The organism is Priestia sp. JSM ZJ58 (genome assembly GCF_044383985.1).
In the GTDB taxonomy this organism is placed as follows: domain Bacteria; phylum Bacillota; class Bacilli; order Bacillales; family Bacillaceae_H; genus Priestia; species Priestia zanthoxyli.
Genome location: NZ_JBISEM010000001.1, coordinates 700886 through 720977, shown reverse-complemented (window position 1 = coordinate 720977; position 20092 = coordinate 700886). Strand labels below are relative to the sequence as shown.

Genomic DNA, 20092 nt, shown 5'->3' with positions numbered 1-20092 from the left:
TTTATTTCCCCTTTACAATTGTTCCAATGTTTTCGCCTGTAACGGCACGTTTAATATTGCCTTCTTCCGTAATTGAGAAAACAATTAGCGGAATATCGTTGTCCATACATAATGAAGAAGCTGTAGAATCCATAACAGCTAGTCCATCTTTTAAAACATCAATATATGTTAATGTTTCATATTTTACAGCATCAGGTACAAGCTTAGGATCTGCATTATAAACGCCATCTACGTTGTTTTTAGCCATTAAGATAACGTCAGCTTCGATTTCAGCTGCACGCAAAGCTGCTGTTGTATCTGTAGAGAAATAAGGGTTTCCTGTACCCGCAGCGAAAATAACAACGCGTTTTTTCTCAAGATGTCGAACAGCTTTTCTTCTAATATAAGGCTCTGCTACTTGTCTCATCTCGATAGAAGTCTGAACTCGTGTTTGCACACCAATGTTCTCTAAGCTATCTTGAAGAGCCAGCGAGTTCATTACTGTTGCTAGCATTCCCATATAATCAGCAGCTGCACGATCCATACCCATTTCACTACCAATTTTACCACGCCAAATGTTTCCACCACCAACGACTACAGCAATTTCCACACCTAATTCATAAACGGCTTTTACTTGTTCAGCAACAGATTTGATGATGGATGGGTTAATACCAAAACCATCTTCACCAGCTAATGCTTCTCCACTTAACTTTAATACGATACGATTATATTTTGCTTGACTCATGCTTACCTCCATCGTTAACGGTGAGATCTCTTTTGTAAAAAAGGGAACACACAGTGTTCCCTATACGGTCAAACCCTTACTTTTTAACTTGGTTCATTACTTCTTCAGCGAAGTTGTCTTGACGTTTCTCAATACCTTCTCCTACTTCAAAACGAACGAAGCTTTCAACAGTAGCGCCTTTGCTCTCAACGAACTGACGTACTTTTTGATCAGGATTTTTAACAAATGTTTGATCTAGTAAGCAAATATCTTCGAAGAATTTGCCAAGGCGACCTTCAACCATTTTTGCAACGATTTTTTCTGGTTTGCCTTCGTTTAATGCTTGTTGAGTCAATACTTCGCGCTCACGCTCAGTTTCTTCAGCAGAAACTTGGTCACGAGAGATGTATTTAGGGTTGATTGCAGCGATGTGCATAGCAACGTCTTTTGCAACAGCTTCTTCAGTTGTACCAGATAATACTGTTAACACACCGATACGTCCGCCAGCATGTAGGTAAGCACCGAATGCATCAGCATCAGTTTTTGTTGCTACAGCGAAACGACGTAGAGATAATTTTTCTCCGATTGTAGCGATTGCAGAGTTGATGTGTTCTTCAACAGTTGCACCGTTTTCCATTTTTTGAGTAGCAGCTTCAGCAGCGTCAGCTGGTTTGTTAGCTAAGATGTGAGCAGCTAATTCTTTTGTTAATTTTTGGAAACCTTCATTTTTCGCAACGAAATCAGTTTCAGAGTTAACTTCTAAGATAACAGCTTCGTTACCTTGAGTTTCGATGTAAGTTAGACCTTCAGCAGCAATACGGTCTGATTTTTTAGCAGCTTTTGCAATACCTTTTTCACGTAAGAAATCGATTGCTTGCTCCATATCACCGTTAGTTTCAGTTAACGCTTTTTTACAATCCATCATACCAGCGCCTGTTTTTTCACGTAGTTCTTTTACCATTTGAGCAGTAATTGCCATAATGTGTAGCCTCCTTGTTTGGGTATGTAATTAATGTATATAAATGGGTTAAATCTTTTCAAAAAAAGGTGATAAAAGGCTATTCCCTCTTATCACCTTTCACGGAATTAAGCAGTAGTTGTTTCAGTTTCAACTGCTGTTTCTTCACCTTGTTTAGCTTCTAGAATAGCATCAGCAACTTTAGAAGTTAAAAGTTTAACAGCACGAATTGCATCATCGTTTGCAGGGATTACATAATCAATTTCGTCTGGATCACAGTTAGTGTCTACGATACCAACGATTGGAATGTGTAATTTTTTAGCTTCCGCTACTGCAATACGCTCTTTACGAGGGTCAATGATGAATAATGCATCTGGAAGTTGTTTCATATCTTTAATGCCGCCTAAGAATTTTTCAAGACGCTCTAACTCTTTTTTAAGTTGAACTACTTCTTTCTTAGGTAGTACTTCGAAAGTACCGTCTTCTTGCATTTTTTCGATATCTTTTAAACGTTTGATACGTTTTTGGATAGTTGAGAAGTTAGTTAATGTACCACCTAACCAACGTTGGTTAACAAAGTACATACCAGCGCGAGCTGCTTCTTCTTTAACAGAATCTTGAGCTTGTTTTTTCGTACCTACGAATAAAACAGTACCGCCGTCTGCAGCTAATTCTTTAACGAATTTGTACGCTTCTTCTACTTTCTTAACTGTTTTTTGAAGATCGATAATGTAGATGCCGTTACGCTCAGTGAAGATATATTTCTTCATTTTTGGGTTCCAACGGCGAGTTTGGTGACCGAAATGTACACCAGCTTCTAGTAATTGTTTCATTGAAATTACTGACATGTGTTTTTCCTCCTAATGGTTTTAAGTCTCCTCCGCTTATATCATCTTCAGCCGAAACTACAAAAAGTAGCACCATCAACCGAATCAACAAGCGTGTGTAATAACACCAAAAACTAATATAGCATACTCCTTTTTCACAAGCAAGCGTTTCATTAAGTTTATTGATGAAATTTCAATAATAATTCAATTTCAGTTTTCCCTCTGTGTAAATGTTTTGCAATTTCTTCAATTGTTAAACCTTTTCCCTTTAAATAAACGGAAAATTCTTTTATCTCTTCACCTGACAAATCTTGAATTTGGTCTGTAGTTAATTCATCAAAAGATGTGCTTATATGTTTCTGATTTTCTTCTATAGAGAGAAGTTCATGCAGCGACTGGGAAGGCTCACTTTTTAGATCCACCCTTTGAACAGGCACGTCTTCTTCATCTACCAAAGGTGATTTGGCGCTGCTTTCTTCCATTTCGGAAGAAAGCGAAGTTGAACGCTTACGAAGCTGCCGTAAAAACTGCTCGTTTTGTTCCTGAAATTCAGCGAGATATGAACTCATTGCAGCTTCCATTTTATTTATATTTTGCTGGTGCAAGCGTTCAATCCTTTTCACTTTGGTCACTTGCATATATAAAAGAATAATGCAAAACAGTGATAGACCATGAATTAAAAAACTAACTGTGAGTAAAAACCCCATCACTTTACCTCTTTGTTAAATTATTTTGCTTAAACTCGTACGCATTTTAAACAGCGCTTTCGAATGAATTTGAGAAATGCGTGAAGTGGATAGCCCTAACAGCTGCGCGATCTCTGTGAAAGTCAACTCCTCTTTATAAAATAATGAAACAACAAGCTGCTCTTTTTCATTTAGCTGCTCGATAACTTCAGCGAGCTCTTGATATCGTTCGTCGTTAATTAGCTCCTCTTCAGGAGAGAGCGTTTTTTCATCTTTAATCGTGTATTTTTGCTCTCCATCTTCATACTCTTTTGGCTGTTCTTCCATTGACAAAACGTTAGCTAAGAAGCCTTCATTCATTGTATGAACAACATCTGCTTCTGTCATGCCTACTTCTTTTGCAACCTCACTTGGTGCAACTCTGCGCAAGTATCTTTGTTCAAGTGCTTCTGTTGCTTGCTCAATTCTTTTCGTCTTTTCCCTTGCGCTTCTTGATAACCAATCTTCTTTACGAAGCCCGTCTATTATCGCCCCTCGAATTCGAAAAGACGCATATGTATCAAACTTTAAGTCTCTACCGTAATCAAACTTTTCCAAAGCATCGTAAAGGCCGATTAATCCTAAACTACGAAGCTCTTCTTTATGAATATTCTTCGGCAGCCCTACACTAATCCGCTGAACGTGATAGTTAACAAGCGGCATATACTTTTTAACAAGCATGTTTCCCGCATGGGAGTCTCTCGTCTCTATCCATTCCTGCCAAATTTTATGTTCTTCAACTTCTTGTATACTTTTCAAGGGTCTTTCAACTCCTTTTTATAGCGCTATTAAACGGTCAACGGTCAGAGCGCGCTTTATATCGTTTTTATCCCTTCATTAATCGTACGAACCTTTAAAATAGCCGTTTGAGGATCAAATTCAATTGTGCGTCCGTTGTGTCCTCCTGTAGCTTTTGCTGCAATTTCTACACTGTTTCTATGCAGTTCTCTCTCCACTGCTTGAACATTTCGAAGGCCAATTCGCATCACATCATTTCTTGGTTCAAATTGAAACATCTGTGCGCCCCCTGCTATTTTTGCTTTTAATAATCTTCTATGTGCACCTTGTTTAATCAACATATTTATCAAATCAAAAATGGCTGTATCTGCATATTTAGCTCTATTAAAAGGACATTTAGCCCCGCTTGAATCGGGAAGCATTACATGAGCGAGCCCAGCTACTGAGTGAACAGAGTCGTAAACGACAACTCCTACACATGACCCTAATCCCGCTGTTCGAAGCACTGCGGGTGCATGTGTAACATTCATCTCGGCAATTCCTACCTTAATCACTTGTTTATCATCTCTCACGATTCTTCAACTCCTAGAAACTTCAGCGTGATATCCATTATTCGCTTGGCTCACTGGAGGTGGTCTTCTAAAGAGAGAACTTTAGGTAAATTTAGAAGAACAATTAAACGGCTATCTACTTTAACAACTCCGTTCAAGTATTCTACAGCTGTTCCTTCAACTGTTTCAGGCACTGAAGCAATCGTTTTTTCATCAATGTCTACTACATCATTTGCCGCATCCACAATCAAACCTGCTTCTACATCATTAAGACGAACCATAATAATACGTGTCAGCTCATGGTTAAGCTGTTCTTGTAAGTTAAAACGAGTGCGCAAATCAATAATCGGTGTAATAACACCGCGAAGATTAATAACACCTTTTACATATTCTTTTACTCCAGGAACGCGTGTTATGTGCTGAATCTTTTCAATCGATTGCACTTCTTCTACTGAAATTCCGTACTCCTCGTCCCCCAATTGAAACACAATAATTTTCATGCCTTTCTCCCTTTCTTTTTACAGCATTTGTTATTTGATCAAAGCGTTGCAATCAATGATAAGTGCTACTTGTCCATCGCCTAAAATCGTGGCTCCTGAAATAGCAAATACACCCGGCAGATAATGACCTAAAGATTTTAAAACGATTTCCTGCTGACCGATAAAAGAATCAACAATTAGCCCGGCGGTCTTTTCTCCTTTTTTCACAATAACGACGGAATAATGATCTCTTTGTACCGAGTTAGGCACAGTAAATAGTTCTTTTAAATCAATAAGAGGAATAATGGCTCCTCGAAAGTCAATAACCTTTTGACCATGTACATGCATGACCTCTTTCGGCTGAACAATAGCTGTTTCAATAATCGAAGAAAGCGGTAAGGCATAGCGCTCTTCACTCATTTGCACGAGTAAAGCAGAAATGATAGACAGAGTGAGCGGCAGTTGAATAGAAAAACGCGAACCGTATCCTTCGTTAGAATCGATCGTTACAGAACCCCCTAGCGATTCAATCGTGTTTTTCACGACATCTAGACCTACTCCTCGTCCGGAAACATCTGAAATTTGTTCAGCCGTCGAAAAGCCCGAAGCGAAAATGAGCTCGTACACTTGTTTATCCGTCAGCGTTTCAGCAGTTTTCCCATCGATAATTCCTCGATCTAACGCTTTTTGCAGTACCTTTTCACGATTGATGCCCGCCCCGTCATCTTCTAAATCAATAAAGACATGATTTCCGCTATGATAAGCTTTAAGGCGAATCGTTCCCTTTTCATTCTTTCCGTTCTTTAAGCGTGCTTGAGGCATTTCAATTCCGTGGTCAACGGCATTTCTTAATAAGTGAACAAGCGGATCTCCAATTTCATCAATGACGGTCCGGTCCAACTCTGTATCAGCTCCGACAATTTGAAGTTCAATTTGTTTCCCTAAATCTTTTGAAAGCTGTCTCACCATACGGGGAAACCGATTAAAAACGGTTTCTACAGGCACCATACGCATATTTAAAATAATCGTTTGCAAATCTCCAGAAATACGGGACATCCGCTCTACCGTTTCGTCTAATTCGCTATTATTCAATTCTTTTGATATTTGTTCTAACCTGCCTCTATCAATAACTAGTTCTTCAAACAAGTTCATGAGACTGTCCAAACGGTCAATATTGACTCGAATCGTCTTGTTATTTGAGAGCTGTCTTTTCTCTTCAACAGGCGATTTAGAAGGTGCTGACACAGTAACTTCCTGTATAGCTGCTGCTTCTTCTTGTGAAACAAGCTCCTGCATTTCTGTCTCCTTTTTTATGGGGACCGCAGCAATTTTCACGCTTTCTACTTCAGAGACCTCCATAATGCTCGCCTTCAGCTTTTCTTGCGATTCGCTTGTTACTAATATAACGATAAAAGATGATTCAAATTTTTCTTGTTCGATATCTTGAACAGTTGGCGCTGACTTAATGACGTCTCCCGCTTGCTCTAACACATCAAATACCATATATGCACGCGCAGCTTTTAACAGACAGGTGCGTTCGAGCTGTACGGTTATTTCAAACGCATTAAATCCTTGCCCTGCTGTTTGACTGAGCAGCGTTTGTACGAACTCATCATACTCAATAGAAGAAGCCGCATGCTCTGCTGCGGGTTCCTCTGCTACAATACGCTGCAGCTTTTGAACAAGCAATTTGACATCAAGCTGACCATCGCCCCCTTCAGAAATAGATTGAACCATTATTTCTAGCGCATCGACTGATTCAAACAAAGCATCAAGAACTTCCGTGTGAGCGTCGATTTGATGATTTCGAACGGCATCTAGCACGTTTTCCATTTTGTGAGTTAATTGTGCTAAATCATCAAATCCCATTGTTGCAGACATACCTTTTAACGTATGAGCAGACCGAAAAATTTCATTTACATAACCAAGATCATCGGTATTTTTTTCAAAACGCATTAGCTGGTCGTTAACGTTTTGAAGATGTTCCTTGCTTTCTTCAATAAACACTTCTAGATATTGATTCATATCCATCGTAACTTTCCCTCCTATTTCTGTGCGTAGCGAGAAATAAAGCTTCCAACGTTTCGCAGCGGTTCAATATAATCAACAAGCTTTGTAGAAACAGCTGATTTGGGCATCCCATAAATGACAGCTGTTTCTTTAGATTCAGCCAATATAAGCGCGTCTTTATTTTTCTTTAAATCAATAATGCCTTCCGTTCCATCCGCCCCCATTCCCGTCAACACAATAGCAAGTTTTTGATAACCTGAAATTTTACTAATCGACTGAAACAAACGATCCACTGAGGGGCGATGTCCCTTTACAGGTGAAGAAGTGTCTAAACAAATGCTGAGCTGTCCTTCTTTCTCTACAACCGTCATATGAAAACCTCCAGGCGCAATGTACGCACATCCTGAGCGCACGATTTCATTGTCTTGTGCTTCTTTCACTTCAATATCAGCTAGCTGATCTAGTCTAACCGCTAATGATTTTGTGAAATTTGGAGGCATATGCTGCACAATAAAAATAGGTGCGTGTATGTCTTTTGAAACAGTTGATAATACTTCTTGCAGCGCACGCGGTCCTCCAGTAGAAGTGCCAATACAAATCATTTTGTTCACTTTCGTCCCCATCGGGAGGTTATATACACTTCTGTTTTGCACGTGCTGATGACTGCTTGAAGATATGTTGGCTTTACTAGCAAGCAATAGTTTAGAGATAAGCTCATCTTTCACTTTATGTAAGTCCAGCGAAATAGCTCCCGAAGGTTTAGCAACAAAATCAACTGCGCCGTACTGCATAGCGGTCAGCGTATTTTCAGCACCTTCTATTGTTGTACTCGATAACATGACAACAGGAAGGGGCTTCACACGCATAAGCTGCTTTAACATATCTAAGCCATTCATTTTAGGCATTTCGATATCAAGTGTCACAATGTCTGGCGACAGCTCGAGCGCTTTTTTCAACCCTTCTTCACCGTTACGTGCGGTACCCACAACGTGAAAACGACTGTCACATGCTAAAAAATCGCCGATTAGCTTTCGCATAAATGCAGAATCATCTACAATAAGCACCTTTATTTCATTCACTCTCATTTCCTACCTTTCAAGAAAAAATCGTTTGAGGCGCCGAATAAACATTCCCTCGTTTTTAGCCGTTATCCTATTGTCTTGAGGAATAAGAATATTCACCATTTCTATTAGTGATACACTTGCTTTAGATGTTGGGTTTTGAAGCAAAAAAGGCATTTGGCGATTGACCGCTTTCTGGACAGCTTGATCGTTTGGCACAATACCTAATAGAGAAATAGATATGTTCAAAAACTGCTGAACAGCTCGGTTAAATCGTTCATACGTCTCATTTCCTTCTTTGTCAGAAAGCGTTTTGTTAATAATAAGACGAACCGGTGCTGATACAGAATAGGAAGCTGCTAGCTTAATAGCAGCGTAAGCATCTGTGATAGATGTAGGTTCGGGTGTTGTGACCACGATCATTTCATCTACAGCTTTTAAAAACTTAAGCACACTCTCTGACATGCCCGCTCCCATATCAAAAATCATGTAATCGTATTGATTTGTCAAAGAACTCAATTCTTGTATTAAATGAGCAAGGTCCGATGGAGACCATTCAAATACAGAGGAAATTCCCGTTCCACCAGCCACATAAGCTAAATCTTCAGGACCTTTTTTAATAATTTGCTGGATGGAAAGCTTTTTTTCTAGCAAATCAACCATCGTATAGGAAGCAGTTTGTCCAATCAAAATATCAATATTCCCCATCCCTATATCCATGTCAAAAAGAAGAACTCTTTGCTTTTGCTTCGTTAGCGCAAGAGATAAGTTTAATGATAGATTCGACTTTCCAACTCCTCCTTTTCCGCTTAACACGGCTATCGTTTTACAATTCCTTAAAGAGTTTTGATGTTTCTTTAACACTTTTTCTCTTAAAACTGCTGCTTGATCATTCATCTTTCCAATCTCCAAACACATCGTCGATAAACTCTTCTATTTTAAATGACGAAACATCTTCTGGTACATCCTGCCCGTTTGTTGTGAAAGCAGCTCGTTGGCCGTAACGATACAACATATTTAAAAGCGAACCTTTGTGAGTTGTTTCATCTCGCTTCGTAAAAATCAGTTGATCAACAGGGAGACTAGCAAAACGTTCATATATAGCTTTCATATCTGATGCTTTTGACGTTAGTGCTAGAACAAGAAACGTTTGCAAATCTTCTTGAAACGTAATAATTTTCTTTAAATCATTTACATATTGCGGTTCTAAAAAGTTACGGCCTGCTGTGTCAATAAAAATCACATCGTATGCTTTTGTTTCCAGCAAAGCTTTTTTAAAATCTTCTCCGTTATAGCAAATCGTTAAAGGCGCATTTAAGATCGAAGCGTACGTCTTGAGCTGCTCAATCGCTGAAATTCTATAGGTGTCCGTTGTGATAAATGCTATTTTTTGATTTTGTTCTAGGACACACTTTGCAGCCAATTTAGCAAGAGTGGTTGTTTTACCGACACCTGTTGGCCCTACTACACTTACATATTTTTTGAAAGGACCGCTCCATTCACTTGCTTTAAACTGATTGGTAAACCAGTTTTTCGTCCACTTCATGAGTTGGTTTGAGTTAGGGCGATGTAAGTAGTAGTACTCTAGCATAGGAGCCTCCAAGTTTTCTAAAATAGCTTCGTCTATTTCTTGCAAACGCAAATAAGCAAGCACATCTTCCACTACTTTTGGATATGAACCTGAAGAAACCTTTGGCATTTGACTCATTTGTGAGACAAGAGTATTTAACTCACTGAGCTGCTGCTTCATAAAAGATTGATTATCTTCCATACTGGGTTCTGGCGGCGCTGAGTTCTTCTTTACGCTCAGCTTTTCTACGGGATCGACAGCTGCCAATACTTCTATTTTCGCCTTAGTAAATAAGCCAAGAAAACCTCCTGTTCGAATTTGTTTCGAATGTAAAATAACCGCTTCCTCACCTAAATCTGAACGAATGGCTTTCATAGCTTGCGGCATAGATTCTACTACATATTTTTTTACTTTCATCAGATATCCACCACTCCAACACTTTGAACTTCAACATTTGCTTCTAACTCGTTATATGATAAAACCGCCATATGAGGAAAATACCGCTCAGTGATTTGACGCACGTACATCCTCACTGCAGGAGAACATAACACAATTGGAGACTGTTCTTGAAAAGAAAGTGTTTCTATTTGCTTAGCTATACTTTCCACAATAGCTTGTGAAACGTTAGGGTCTAGTGATAAATAGTTCCCATGCTCCGTTTGTTGAACAGCTTCCGCCATCGTTTTTTCAACTTTTCCTGAAAGGGTAAGAACTCGAAGCAGACCTTCTTGGACCGTATATTGACTGGTAATTTGCCTTGCAAGTCCTTGCCTGACATATTCAGTTAACAAATCGGTGTCTGACGTCATTTTTCCGTAGTCGGCCAGCACCTCAAAAATAATGGGTAAATTTCGAATTGAGACGCTCTCTTTTAAAAGTTTTGCCAGTACCCTTTGAATGTCTCCAACGGAAAGCGGATTAGGCGTTACTTCCTCAATTAAAATAGGATACGTTTCTTTTGTGTGATCAATTAGTTGCTTTGTCTCCTGCCTTCCAATCAGCTCATGCGCATACGATTTTATAACTTCTGTTATGTGCGTAGACACAACCGACGGTGGGTCCACAACGGTATACCCAAACATCTCAGCCTGCTCCTTCACCGACTCGCTAATCCATTTCGCAGGCATTTTAAAAGCTGGTTCTAACGTATCAATTCCTTCAATCAACTCATCATCCATTCCGGGACTGATTGCTAAGTAGTGATCGAGCAGCAGCTCCCCTTTCGCCACTTCATTGCCCTTTATTTTAAGACAGTATTCGTTGGGCTGAAGCTGAATGTTATCTCTGATACGAACAACTGGAATGACTAATCCTAGCTCAAGTGCCAGCTGGCGCCTAATCATAACAATTCGATCGAGTAAATCGCCTCCTTGATTCGTATCAGCAAGCGGAATTAATGCATACCCAAATTCAAATTCAATCGGATCAACGCTTAATAGATTGACAACACTCTCTGGACTTTTCATTTCATTGTCTTCTAGCTCTTCTTCAGTAGGGGCCATTTCTTCACGAACCGCCTGATTTTTAGCCTGAGACAAATAATAGCCTCCCACACCTAATAAAATAGCAATAGGCATTGTAATGACATCATTAATTGGCGTGATTAAACCAAGAGCGGCAATTGTTCCTCCAGTTACATAAAGCATAACGGGAAAAGCAAACAGCTGCCGTGTAATATCTTCGCTCAAATTGCCTGTTGAAGCAGCTCTCGTGACGATAATTCCCGTCGCTGTTGAAATCATGAGGGCTGGAATTTGACTCACTAATCCATCGCCTACTGTTAACAAAGTAAACGTTTGGGATGCTTCAGTGATGGACATTCCCATTTGCAGCATGCCGATAATAATTCCAAACAAGATGTTAATAAGGGTAATGACAATCCCTGCAATGGCATCACCTTTGACAAATTTACTAGCTCCATCCATTGCTCCATAAAAATCTGCTTCGCGCTGAATTTTTTCACGGCGGTCAATTGCTTGTTTTTCTGAAATCATACCTGCATTTAAATCTGCATCAATGCTCATTTGTTTCCCTGGCATCGCATCCAAGGTAAAACGTGCGGCTACTTCAGAAACACGCTCCGCTCCTTTTGTAATAACGAGAAACTGAATGATAATTAAAATAATAAAGACAACAAACCCCACTAACGGATTTCCACCAATCACGAAGTGGCCAAATGTTTCCACTACTCCGCCTGCTTCTCCTGTTCCTAAAATTGAACGGGTTGTCGATACGTTCAAACCTAATCGAAACAGCGTAAGAACCAGCAGCAAAGACGGAAACACCGATAGCTCTAAAGGTTCTTTCATATTCATGGAAACGAGCAGTACAAGCAGCGCAAGAGAAATGTTAATCATGATTAAAATACTTAATAACCATGAAGGCAACGGAATAACAAGCATAACGATAATGAGTACAACACCTATAACAACTGGCAGTTCTCTTGCAGACATTAATTTTTCTCTCCTTACAATAGCGTAACGTTACATTTTATTTTGAATGCGGTATACGTAAGCTAATATTTCAGCCACCGCTTTAAAAAACTCTTCTGGAACCGCATCCCCTACTTTGGTTTGATCAAAAAGCGCTCTTGCCAGCGGGCGGTTCTCTACCATGATAATTTCATGACTTTTGGCAATTCCTTTGATCTTTTGAGCAATAAAATCTACGCCGCTGGCTACAACATAGGGAGCATCCATTTTTTCTTCATCATATTTTAAAGCAATGGCATAATGAGTAGGGTTTGTAATGACGACATCTGCTTTTGGAACTTCTTGCATCATGCGAGACATTGCCATTTCACGCTGCTTTTGCTTTATTTTTGATTTGATTAGAGGATCTCCTTCAATGTTTTTATGCTCATCTTTGATATCTTGCTTTGACATTCGAATATTTTTCTCGAAATCAAACTTTTGGTACAAATAATCAAGCAGCGATAAAAATAAAAGCATAAGCGAAGCTGCAAGTCCCATTTGAAAAACAAGCTTAGACAGAACAACCAGCGAGTCCCCTATACTTTTTTGAGATAAATTTAATACATCTTCTATGTGAATCCATAAGATAAAAAACGTGACGGCTCCGATACACATAATTTTCAGCGTTGACTTGATTAGTTCTACCAGCGCTCTCATGGCAAAAATTCGTTTGGCTCCGCTAATAGGGTTAATCTTTTCTAACTTAGGCTGAAGGGACTCCGTGGAAAAAAGAATGCCAACCTGCATATAATTCGCTCCGAGCGCAGCAACAAAAGCTGCGAGCATGACAGGACCCGCTGCAAGAGCAATTGAAGGAAGAAGATGCTTAAACATCGCAAATACGCGCTCTGCCGTCACTTCCTCAAGCATATACGTTTGAAAAGCTTCTCTTAACAGCTTCATCATTTGCTGTAAAAATTGTTTGGCTCCAAACAAAAAATAAAGAAAAACCATTAAAAGAATGAGCGCAGTGGTAACGTCTTGACTTTTAGCTACCTGTCCTTTTTTTCGAGAGTCCTGCTTTTTTTTAGGTGTAGCTTTTTCCGTTTTTTCTCCTGCAAAAAATTGCAAATCAACTTTTACTAAAAACAAAGCTACACCCCTCCTAATATGCGGATCATCGCGCGCATCGCTTCTATCATTTGTTCAAATATGATTTGCATCATATAAAACATGCTCCCCATCACTACAATTAGTAAAATAAAAGCAACGATGATTTTCACCGGAAATCCAACTACAAAAATATTTAACTGCGGAACCGTTCTCGCGACGATGCCAAGCGCGATATCGACTAAAAATAATGAACCAACCAAAGGCAAAGACATTTGAACGGCTACTAAAAACATCGATGAAAAAACAGTTATGATGTGTGTAGCAAATGCTTGGCTTCCCACAGGGAAAGCTACTTTGTCTAACGGAATAATTAAATAACTATTATAAATGCCATCTATTAATAAATGATGCCCATTGGTCGATAATAAAAATAGAAGAGCAAATACATATAAATATTGACCTAGTATCGGACTTTGCGCCCCTGTCTGCGGGTCTATTACATTGGCAATGGCAAACCCAATTTGAAAATCGATGAGACCTCCGGCGATTTGAATAGCCATAATAAATACATACGCAGTCAAACCAATAAACAACCCAACAGCACATTCTTTTACTACTAAAAGTACAAACTGTGCATCTAACGAAACGACGGGTAAATCAATCGTTGTCGCAATAATGACGGATAGCGAGGCAGATAAACCTACCTTATGAACTGCGGGAATCGTTTTGTATGAAAATAGCGGAACAGTGATAAAAAAAGACGTTACCCGCACTAGTACTAGTAAAAACGCGGGATAGGATAAGATCAACTGACTCATAGCTATCCTACGTACCGATACAGATTTGAAAAAATTTCATATGTAAATGAAATCATTTTTGATAACATCCACGGACCAAAAAATACAATCCCTACTAAGACCGCTACAATCTTAGGAACAAAAGCAAGAGTTTGCTCTTGAATTTGGGTAGTTGCTTGAAAAATACTAATAATGAGCCCAACTACAAGGGCCAGCAGTAATAGAGGACCAGATACAATTAAAATTGTATACACGCCTTTTTCTGCTAACGAAATGACAAATTCTCCATTCATTGTCTATCACCTATTGAAAACTTATTAATAATGATTTAACAACTAAATTCCAGCCGTCAACCAGTACAAATAGTAAAATTTTAAATGGGAGCGAAATCATAACGGGAGGAAGCATCATCATTCCCATAGACATCAGCACGCTTGCTATAATCATATCGATAATGAGAAAAGGAATAAAAATCATAAATCCAATTTGAAATGCCGTCTTTAGCTCACTGATCGCATAAGCTGGAACGAGTGCAGTTAAGGGAATATCTTGAACAGAGGATGGTTTATCTATATCCGCATATTCTAAAAAAAGAGCTAAATCTTTTTGTCTTGTATGAGCACTCATAAATTCTTTCATTGGTTCAGCTGCTTTTTTATAGGCTTGATTCAACGTGATTTTTTCTTTTAAAAGCGGCTGAAGCGCCTGTTCATTTACCTGAGAAAAAGTTGGTGCCATAATAAAAAATGTTAAAAACAGCGATAAACCAACTAATACTTGATTAGGAGGCATTTGCTGTGTCCCAAGCGACGTACGTACAAATGAAAGCACAATGACAATTCGTGTAAAGCAGGTCATCATGATTAAAATTCCAGGAGCTACTGAAAACACCGTCAGCAGCAACAAAAGCTGGACAGAAGTTGAAATATTTGTAGGACTGCTCGAGTTAAAGAGATTCATCACTTCATTCATCGTTCTTTTTGTTCCTTTCTAACTCTTTCAGTGCGTTTTGTCTTTTTATTTTCATTTCATTCATTTCTCGCTGAAAAAGCTGCTGAAAAGAATGACTAGATTTCTCTTCTTTTTTAGAAGTGAATTTTTCTAAAAAAGACGGTAGTACGACTTTATATTCGCCCTCGTTTTTCTGTTGTTCCTCATACTGCGTAAGCAGCTGCTGTTTCTCTTGCCCTGTAATTTCTGAAAGAAGCTGCACATTTTCACCGACTCCAATAACAAAAAGCTGATTTCCAACTTTGACTACTTGTACAGACTTGCTGCTTCCAACATTTGTACCACCCAAGTTTTGTACGACTTTATTTTTTTGTAGCAGCCTTCCTTTTTTATTTACAAATTTTAAGAGCGCAAAAAGCAGCCCAATTACAAGTAAAAACGCGAATATCATCTTCACGATATCTCCAGCTGAAAGCGCAGGCGTCGCCTGGAGTTCAGTTTTTTCTTTTGAATCAGTACTCTCACTCTCTGAACACTTCTCCGTTTTCTCCAAACATTCTTTTACCGATGCAGATCCACTTTCTGCATAGACGATTTTATTTGATCCTGCTAATACGCTTATTAACAGCGCAACAATTACGAACTTTCGCAGCAATGTCTGCCACCTCTTACTTCAACATAGTGTAAGATTAGCGGGAAAGTCCCGCCAATCTGTTGTTTATCCAATTGCTTTTGAAATTGCCTCTACTACACGATCTGCTTGAAACGGCTTAACGATAAAATCTTTTGCCCCTGCTTGAATGGCATCAATCACCATTGCCTGCTGTCCCATCGCTGAACACATGATCACCTTGGCATCACTTTTTATGTTTTTAATTTCTTTTAAGGCCGTAATTCCATCCATTTCAGGCATCGTAATATCCATTGTGACAAGATCTGGTGCATGCTCTCTAAATAACTCCACAGCCTGCTGGCCATCTGCCGCTTCCGCTACTACTTCATATCCATTTTTCGTTAAAATATCTTTAATCATCATGCGCATGAATGCAGCATCATCTACAATTAAAATTCGGTTTCCCATCTCTACTCCTCCTAAAAATCATTACTTTAGTTTGTTAATACGGTCTCTTTGACTAATAATATCAGTTACGCGAACGCCAAAATTCTCGTCAATGACGACCACTTCACCTTTTGCAATTAATTTGCTATTAATCAAGATATCTACCGGTTCGCCTGCTAGTTTATCAAGTTCAATGATTGCACCAGAAGATAATGCTAAAATCTCTTGAACCGTTCGCTTAGTCCTTCCAAGCTCCACGGTAACTTGAAGCGGGATATCAAGCAGCATGTCTAAATTTCGCGAATCCCCTTGAGGAGAAGACACGTGCTCGAACTCTGAAAACGATGCGGGCTGAACATCAACTGGTACATGAACAGGTTCTGCCTGCTGTGTTTCTTCATGCTGTATGTATTCAGCTGTCGGCGGTTCTGTTTGCTTTTCGTTAAGGTCTGATTCTTTTTCAATAGAAGCTGCGGTACCTTCTGCGCTTGGAACTAAGAGCTCTTCCACCAAACTTTTGGCAAAAGATATCGATAACAGCTGCATAATATTCGAATCGATTAATGTGCCTACCTTCAAATTAAAAGAGACTTTTACAAAGACGTCATCTTGGGGAATCAGCTCTGTGCCTTCCCCTTTTTGAATATTTAAAATATCTAAGCTCGGCGGAGAGATATCAATTTTCTTTTGAAATACCGTAGACATAGACGTCGCTGCAGAACCCATCATTTGATTCATCGCTTCCTGCACTGCACTCAGCTTAATTTCATCCATGATTTCCGTCGGATTCTCTCCCGTTCCACCAAGCATCAAATCTGAAATAACAGCTGCATCTTCATGTTTAATAACTAACAAATTCGTACCAGAAAAGCCTTCTGTGTACTGAACTTGCACAGCGACATGAGGATTTGGAAATTCATCCGTCAGCTCTTCTTTATACACGAGCGATACAAACGGTGTGGTAATATCGACTTTTTGATTCAATAAAGCCGATAACGCTGTTGCTGAACTGCCAAACGAAATATTTCCAATTTCGCCAAGCGCGTCTTTTTCCATTTCCGTAAAGTAATCGTCTACTTGACTTGACTTATTCGGCTCTGAAAACTGGTCAAGTGAAGAAGTTCCTTTTAACAACGCATCAATTTCATCTTGCGAAAGCATGTCATCGTTCATTCCTTTCGTTCCTCCTCTTAACATCATCTAGAATTTGCACAGCGACTTTCCGACTGACTTTTCCAGGCTGTGCAATAAATTTAGGTTGTTCTCCGACGTAAATAGTTAACGGATTATGAACGCTTGTTTGCAGTCGAATAACATCTCCCGCATCTAATGCTAGGAAATCTCCAATGGAAATATCCGCTTTTCCTAGCTCGGCTACAACCTGCAATTCCGCATCATTAATTTGTTCCTTTAGCTGCTCAACCTCTTGTACGTTAGGTTCTTTTTTCGAAGATTGCATCCAGTAATGAACGGACAGTTTGGACACAATCGGCTCAAGCGTCACGTGCGGAATACATAGATTGATCATGCCCGTTTCATCTCCAATTTGTACGTTTAATGAAATGACGATGACAATTTCATTTGGTGAAATTACCTGCAAAAACTGAGGATTCACTTCAAACTCTGATGTTTCAGGTTCAATTTCCGCAATAGAACTCCAAGCTTCTCTCATACTGTCTAACGTTTTCTCTAACAAGTTTCGAACCAAGCTCGTTTCAATCTCCGTTAAGTTACTAATTTTCCCACCGCTCTCGCCTTGTCCCCCGAGCAAGCGGTCAAGCATCGCATAGGCAATGTTCGGATTGACTTCCATAATGATATGCCCTTCTAAAGGAGGGACAGCTATCACATTTAAGATGGTTACTTTCGGAACAGAGCGAATGAACTCCTCATACGGAATTTGATCCACTGATACAACGGACACTTGTACAACGTTACGAAGCTGTGCCGAAAAGACGTTGATGAGCATGCGCGCATAATTTTCATGAATTCGCGTCAAACTGCGAATCTGATCTTTTGAAAAACGCAGCGCGCGTTTAAAATCATATGTACGAATGCGCTGTTTTTTATTTTCCTTTTTTAGCTCATCCGCATCCATCTCTCCGGTTGATAACGCGGATAATAGGGCATCAATTTCATTTTGTGATAATACATCCCCAGCCACTAGCTTCCCTCCCTTTTTCTTTACTGCAACACTTTAGACGTTGTATAAATTTTAACAACATGTCCGTTTTCCATTAATTGATCAATTTGCTTTGCAATATCTGTTTCTAACGTACTGAGCCCTTGCGTTCCTTCAAAATCTTGAGCACTCATATCGGAGAGCCGTTTGATAATAATGTCTCTTACTTGAAAGTCTCTTTTTTGAAGCTCTGCTGCCGCTTTTTTACTATCCATTTGAATTTTAAAGGAGATGCTGATGTAGTTATTGCTTTTTAAATTGGTTTTGATATCCGTTACATCCACAGAAGCTTTAATCACATCGTCGATAGATGGACCTTTTTCGGTACTTGCCTGCTCCGTATACTTTAACGTCACAATAACCGCAATGCTTCCTATTAAAGTAAGAGAAAGCAGGATAATAATCATCTTACTAATTAGCTTATTTTTGAACACACTTTATTCCTCCGTCGTTTGCTGCAACCCTAATACGTTAATTCGCTGATAATAACTCGTCACTTTCTCATTCACTTCTTCAACTGAATCCTTTACCACTAGCTTTTTGTTATTTGTTAGCGTAATAGTTGTATCTGGAAATGCCTCAACCTGCTCGATGTAAAGAGCATTTAACGTAAATGTTTTGCCGTTTAGCCTCGTTAAAGTGATCATAATCAACCGGAGTAATACCTACTCCTTCCTCCCGCCTATCGTTTTAGATTCACTAATTCTTGCAGTATTTCATCGGATGTTGTGATAATTCTTGTATTCGCTTGAAATCCGCGCTGTGCAACAATCATGTCCGTGAATTCCTCGGATAAATCAACGTTGGACATTTCAAGGGCGCTTGAAATTAAAGTTCCCGTACCGCTGTTTCCAGGAGTAATGTTTGCAGGAGTTGTAACCAATCCTGCATTTGGAGTATTAGTGAACAAATTCCCTCCTGCTTTTTGAAGTCCTTCATTGTTAGCGAACTTTGCAAGTTTGATAGTTTGGGGATTCGGAAGCATGTTTCCATTTAGCCCAACAATATTAACGGTTCCGTTTGACCCAATGCTGTAGCTTTTAGCTGTAGTTGGATCAATTTTAATTCTTCCATTGTCATTAGTACTAGTAGATTTCACAAACAACCCATCACCTGTCACTAGATAACCATCTTTATCTAAATAGAAATTCCCCGCTCTTGTGTAATAGTCTGATGTTCCATCATTTACAACAAAATAGCCGTCACCAGAAATAGCTAAATCCAGCGGACGTCCCGTTGACTGAATGCTTCCTGCCGTTTGAACTGTATCAATCGTGCCAATCTGTGAACCTAATCCAACTTGTTTAGCATTAACACCTCCACGGTTCCCCGCCGGTGCCGTCGCTCCTGCTACCTGCTGACTTACTAAATCTTGAAACGTTGTACGTCCTTTTTTATAGCCGTATGTATTAACATTGGCAATGTTATTTCCTAGGACATCTAATTTAGTTTGAAAATTTTTCATGCCGCTGATTCCTGAATACATCGAACGTAACATAAAATCACTCCTTAAATTTGGTTGGTTAACTGCTTACTTCTAGGATATCGTTTAGCGAAAGTACCGTATGATTTTCATCGTTGATCGTAAACGATATCTCATTGTTTTTGACGGATGCTGTTGAAATGACTCCTTGCTTTTTATTTCCTTCTTCATCTAACCATGCAGCGGTTTTACCAATTAATTCGCTTCCTTTTAAAATAGGAGAAGCCTGAGACTGCGTTACAAACGTATTGAGCGATGTGCTCATATTTGTCATTTGTTCAAGGGAAGAAAACTGAGCCATTTGAGCAATAAAGTCTTTGTCTTCCATTGGATTCATTGGATCTTGATTTTGAAGCTGAGCAATCAAAAGCTTCAAAAAGTCATCTTTGCCAAGCGAGCTGTTTCCCGTTTGCTTCACTTGTGTGTCCCTATTGCTTAAATACAAGTCAGACGTAATTTCATTTGTCATT

The 20092-nt window shown here is 39.3% G+C and carries 24 protein-coding genes; all 24 read right to left on the bottom strand.

Translation table 11 applies throughout. The annotated features are described in order from the left end of the window. Window position 1: 1 nt before the first annotated feature. On the bottom strand, window positions 2-724 hold the full coding sequence (gene pyrH, locus ACH6EI_RS03715; protein WP_028411409.1) for a UMP kinase: 723 nt from the start codon (window positions 722-724) through the stop codon (window positions 2-4). A 76-nt stretch (window positions 725-800) separates the two neighbouring features. Next, window positions 801-1682, bottom strand: coding sequence for a translation elongation factor Ts (tsf, locus tag ACH6EI_RS03710; RefSeq protein WP_013058849.1), 882 nt, complete (start codon window positions 1680-1682; stop codon window positions 801-803). Between the two features lie 107 nt (window positions 1683-1789). Beyond that, window positions 1790-2509, bottom strand: a complete 720-nt coding sequence (gene rpsB, locus ACH6EI_RS03705) for a 30S ribosomal protein S2 (RefSeq protein ID WP_013058850.1) — start codon at window positions 2507-2509, stop codon at window positions 1790-1792. A 158-nt stretch (window positions 2510-2667) separates the two neighbouring features. Next, on the bottom strand, window positions 2668-3195 hold the full coding sequence (locus ACH6EI_RS03700; RefSeq protein WP_108674299.1) for a hypothetical protein: 528 nt from the start codon (window positions 3193-3195) through the stop codon (window positions 2668-2670). 15 nt (window positions 3196-3210) lie between these two features. After that, entirely contained in the window at window positions 3211-3972 is a 762-nt protein-coding gene (locus ACH6EI_RS03695) for a FliA/WhiG family RNA polymerase sigma factor (RefSeq protein ID WP_025750299.1), read from the bottom strand. A gap of 56 nt (window positions 3973-4028) precedes the next feature. Continuing rightward, window positions 4029-4523, bottom strand: coding sequence for a chemotaxis protein CheD (locus ACH6EI_RS03690; protein WP_028411411.1), 495 nt, complete (start codon window positions 4521-4523; stop codon window positions 4029-4031). A gap of 50 nt (window positions 4524-4573) precedes the next feature. Then, entirely contained in the window at window positions 4574-5002 is a 429-nt protein-coding gene (locus ACH6EI_RS03685; protein WP_014458457.1) for a chemotaxis protein CheW, read from the bottom strand. A 30-nt stretch (window positions 5003-5032) separates the two neighbouring features. Then, complete coding sequence (locus ACH6EI_RS03680; RefSeq protein ID WP_224980527.1) at window positions 5033-7012, bottom strand: chemotaxis protein CheA; 1980 nt, start codon at window positions 7010-7012, stop codon at window positions 5033-5035. A gap of 14 nt (window positions 7013-7026) precedes the next feature. Then, window positions 7027-8070, bottom strand: coding sequence for a protein-glutamate methylesterase/protein-glutamine glutaminase (locus ACH6EI_RS03675; RefSeq protein ID WP_063248586.1), 1044 nt, complete (start codon window positions 8068-8070; stop codon window positions 7027-7029). A gap of 9 nt (window positions 8071-8079) precedes the next feature. Further along, entirely contained in the window at window positions 8080-8949 is an 870-nt protein-coding gene (locus tag ACH6EI_RS03670; RefSeq protein WP_028411415.1) for a MinD/ParA family protein, read from the bottom strand. Beyond that, window positions 8942-10039: a flagellar biosynthesis GTPase FlhF gene (flhF, locus tag ACH6EI_RS03665; RefSeq protein WP_028411416.1), complete on the bottom strand. Its 1098-nt coding sequence runs from the start codon at window positions 10037-10039 to the stop codon at window positions 8942-8944. The genes ACH6EI_RS03670 and flhF overlap by 8 nt, the downstream gene beginning before the upstream one ends. Next, the gene (flhA, locus tag ACH6EI_RS03660; protein ID WP_033579790.1) at window positions 10039-12075 is read right to left on the bottom strand and encodes a flagellar biosynthesis protein FlhA; all 2037 of its coding nucleotides are present in this window, start codon (window positions 12073-12075) and stop codon (window positions 10039-10041) included. Before flhA ends, flhF begins: the two co-directional genes overlap by 1 nt. 30 nt (window positions 12076-12105) lie before the next feature. Beyond that, entirely contained in the window at window positions 12106-13188 is a 1083-nt protein-coding gene (gene flhB / locus ACH6EI_RS03655) for a flagellar biosynthesis protein FlhB (RefSeq protein WP_033579789.1), read from the bottom strand. Window positions 13189-13190: 2 nt separating this feature from the next. Beyond that, window positions 13191-13967, bottom strand: a complete 777-nt coding sequence (gene fliR, locus ACH6EI_RS03650; protein ID WP_028411419.1) for a flagellar biosynthetic protein FliR — start codon at window positions 13965-13967, stop codon at window positions 13191-13193. Window positions 13968-13969: 2 nt separating this feature from the next. Beyond that, entirely contained in the window at window positions 13970-14239 is a 270-nt protein-coding gene (fliQ, locus tag ACH6EI_RS03645) for a flagellar biosynthesis protein FliQ (RefSeq protein ID WP_016765390.1), read from the bottom strand. A 10-nt stretch (window positions 14240-14249) separates the two neighbouring features. After that, window positions 14250-14918, bottom strand: coding sequence for a flagellar type III secretion system pore protein FliP (fliP, locus tag ACH6EI_RS03640; protein ID WP_028411420.1), 669 nt, complete (start codon window positions 14916-14918; stop codon window positions 14250-14252). Beyond that, window positions 14911-15552 (bottom strand): flagellar biosynthetic protein FliO, encoded by a 642-nt coding sequence (locus ACH6EI_RS03635; protein ID WP_108674301.1) that lies wholly within the window; start codon window positions 15550-15552, stop codon window positions 14911-14913. The genes fliP and ACH6EI_RS03635 overlap by 8 nt, the downstream gene beginning before the upstream one ends. A gap of 63 nt (window positions 15553-15615) precedes the next feature. Continuing rightward, window positions 15616-15978, bottom strand: coding sequence for a response regulator (locus ACH6EI_RS03630; RefSeq protein ID WP_108674302.1), 363 nt, complete (start codon window positions 15976-15978; stop codon window positions 15616-15618). 21 nt (window positions 15979-15999) lie between these two features. Next, complete coding sequence (gene fliY, locus ACH6EI_RS03625) at window positions 16000-17130, bottom strand: flagellar motor switch phosphatase FliY (RefSeq protein WP_264158851.1); 1131 nt, start codon at window positions 17128-17130, stop codon at window positions 16000-16002. Then, window positions 17120-18121, bottom strand: a complete 1002-nt coding sequence (gene fliM, locus ACH6EI_RS03620; RefSeq protein WP_108674304.1) for a flagellar motor switch protein FliM — start codon at window positions 18119-18121, stop codon at window positions 17120-17122. Before fliM ends, fliY begins: the two co-directional genes overlap by 11 nt. A 20-nt stretch (window positions 18122-18141) precedes the next feature. Beyond that, on the bottom strand, window positions 18142-18573 hold the full coding sequence (fliL, locus tag ACH6EI_RS03615) for a flagellar basal body-associated protein FliL (RefSeq protein ID WP_028411424.1): 432 nt from the start codon (window positions 18571-18573) through the stop codon (window positions 18142-18144). A 3-nt stretch (window positions 18574-18576) separates the two neighbouring features. Next, the gene (locus tag ACH6EI_RS03610; RefSeq protein ID WP_025750317.1) at window positions 18577-18786 is read right to left on the bottom strand and encodes a flagellar FlbD family protein; all 210 of its coding nucleotides are present in this window, start codon (window positions 18784-18786) and stop codon (window positions 18577-18579) included. 35 nt (window positions 18787-18821) lie between these two features. Further along, window positions 18822-19637: a flagellar basal body rod protein FlgG gene (gene flgG / locus ACH6EI_RS03605; protein ID WP_108674305.1), complete on the bottom strand. Its 816-nt coding sequence runs from the start codon at window positions 19635-19637 to the stop codon at window positions 18822-18824. A 25-nt stretch (window positions 19638-19662) separates the two neighbouring features. After that, window positions 19663-20091, bottom strand: a complete 429-nt coding sequence (flgD, locus tag ACH6EI_RS03600) for a flagellar hook assembly protein FlgD (protein ID WP_033579782.1) — start codon at window positions 20089-20091, stop codon at window positions 19663-19665. Window position 20092 lies beyond the last annotated feature (1 nt).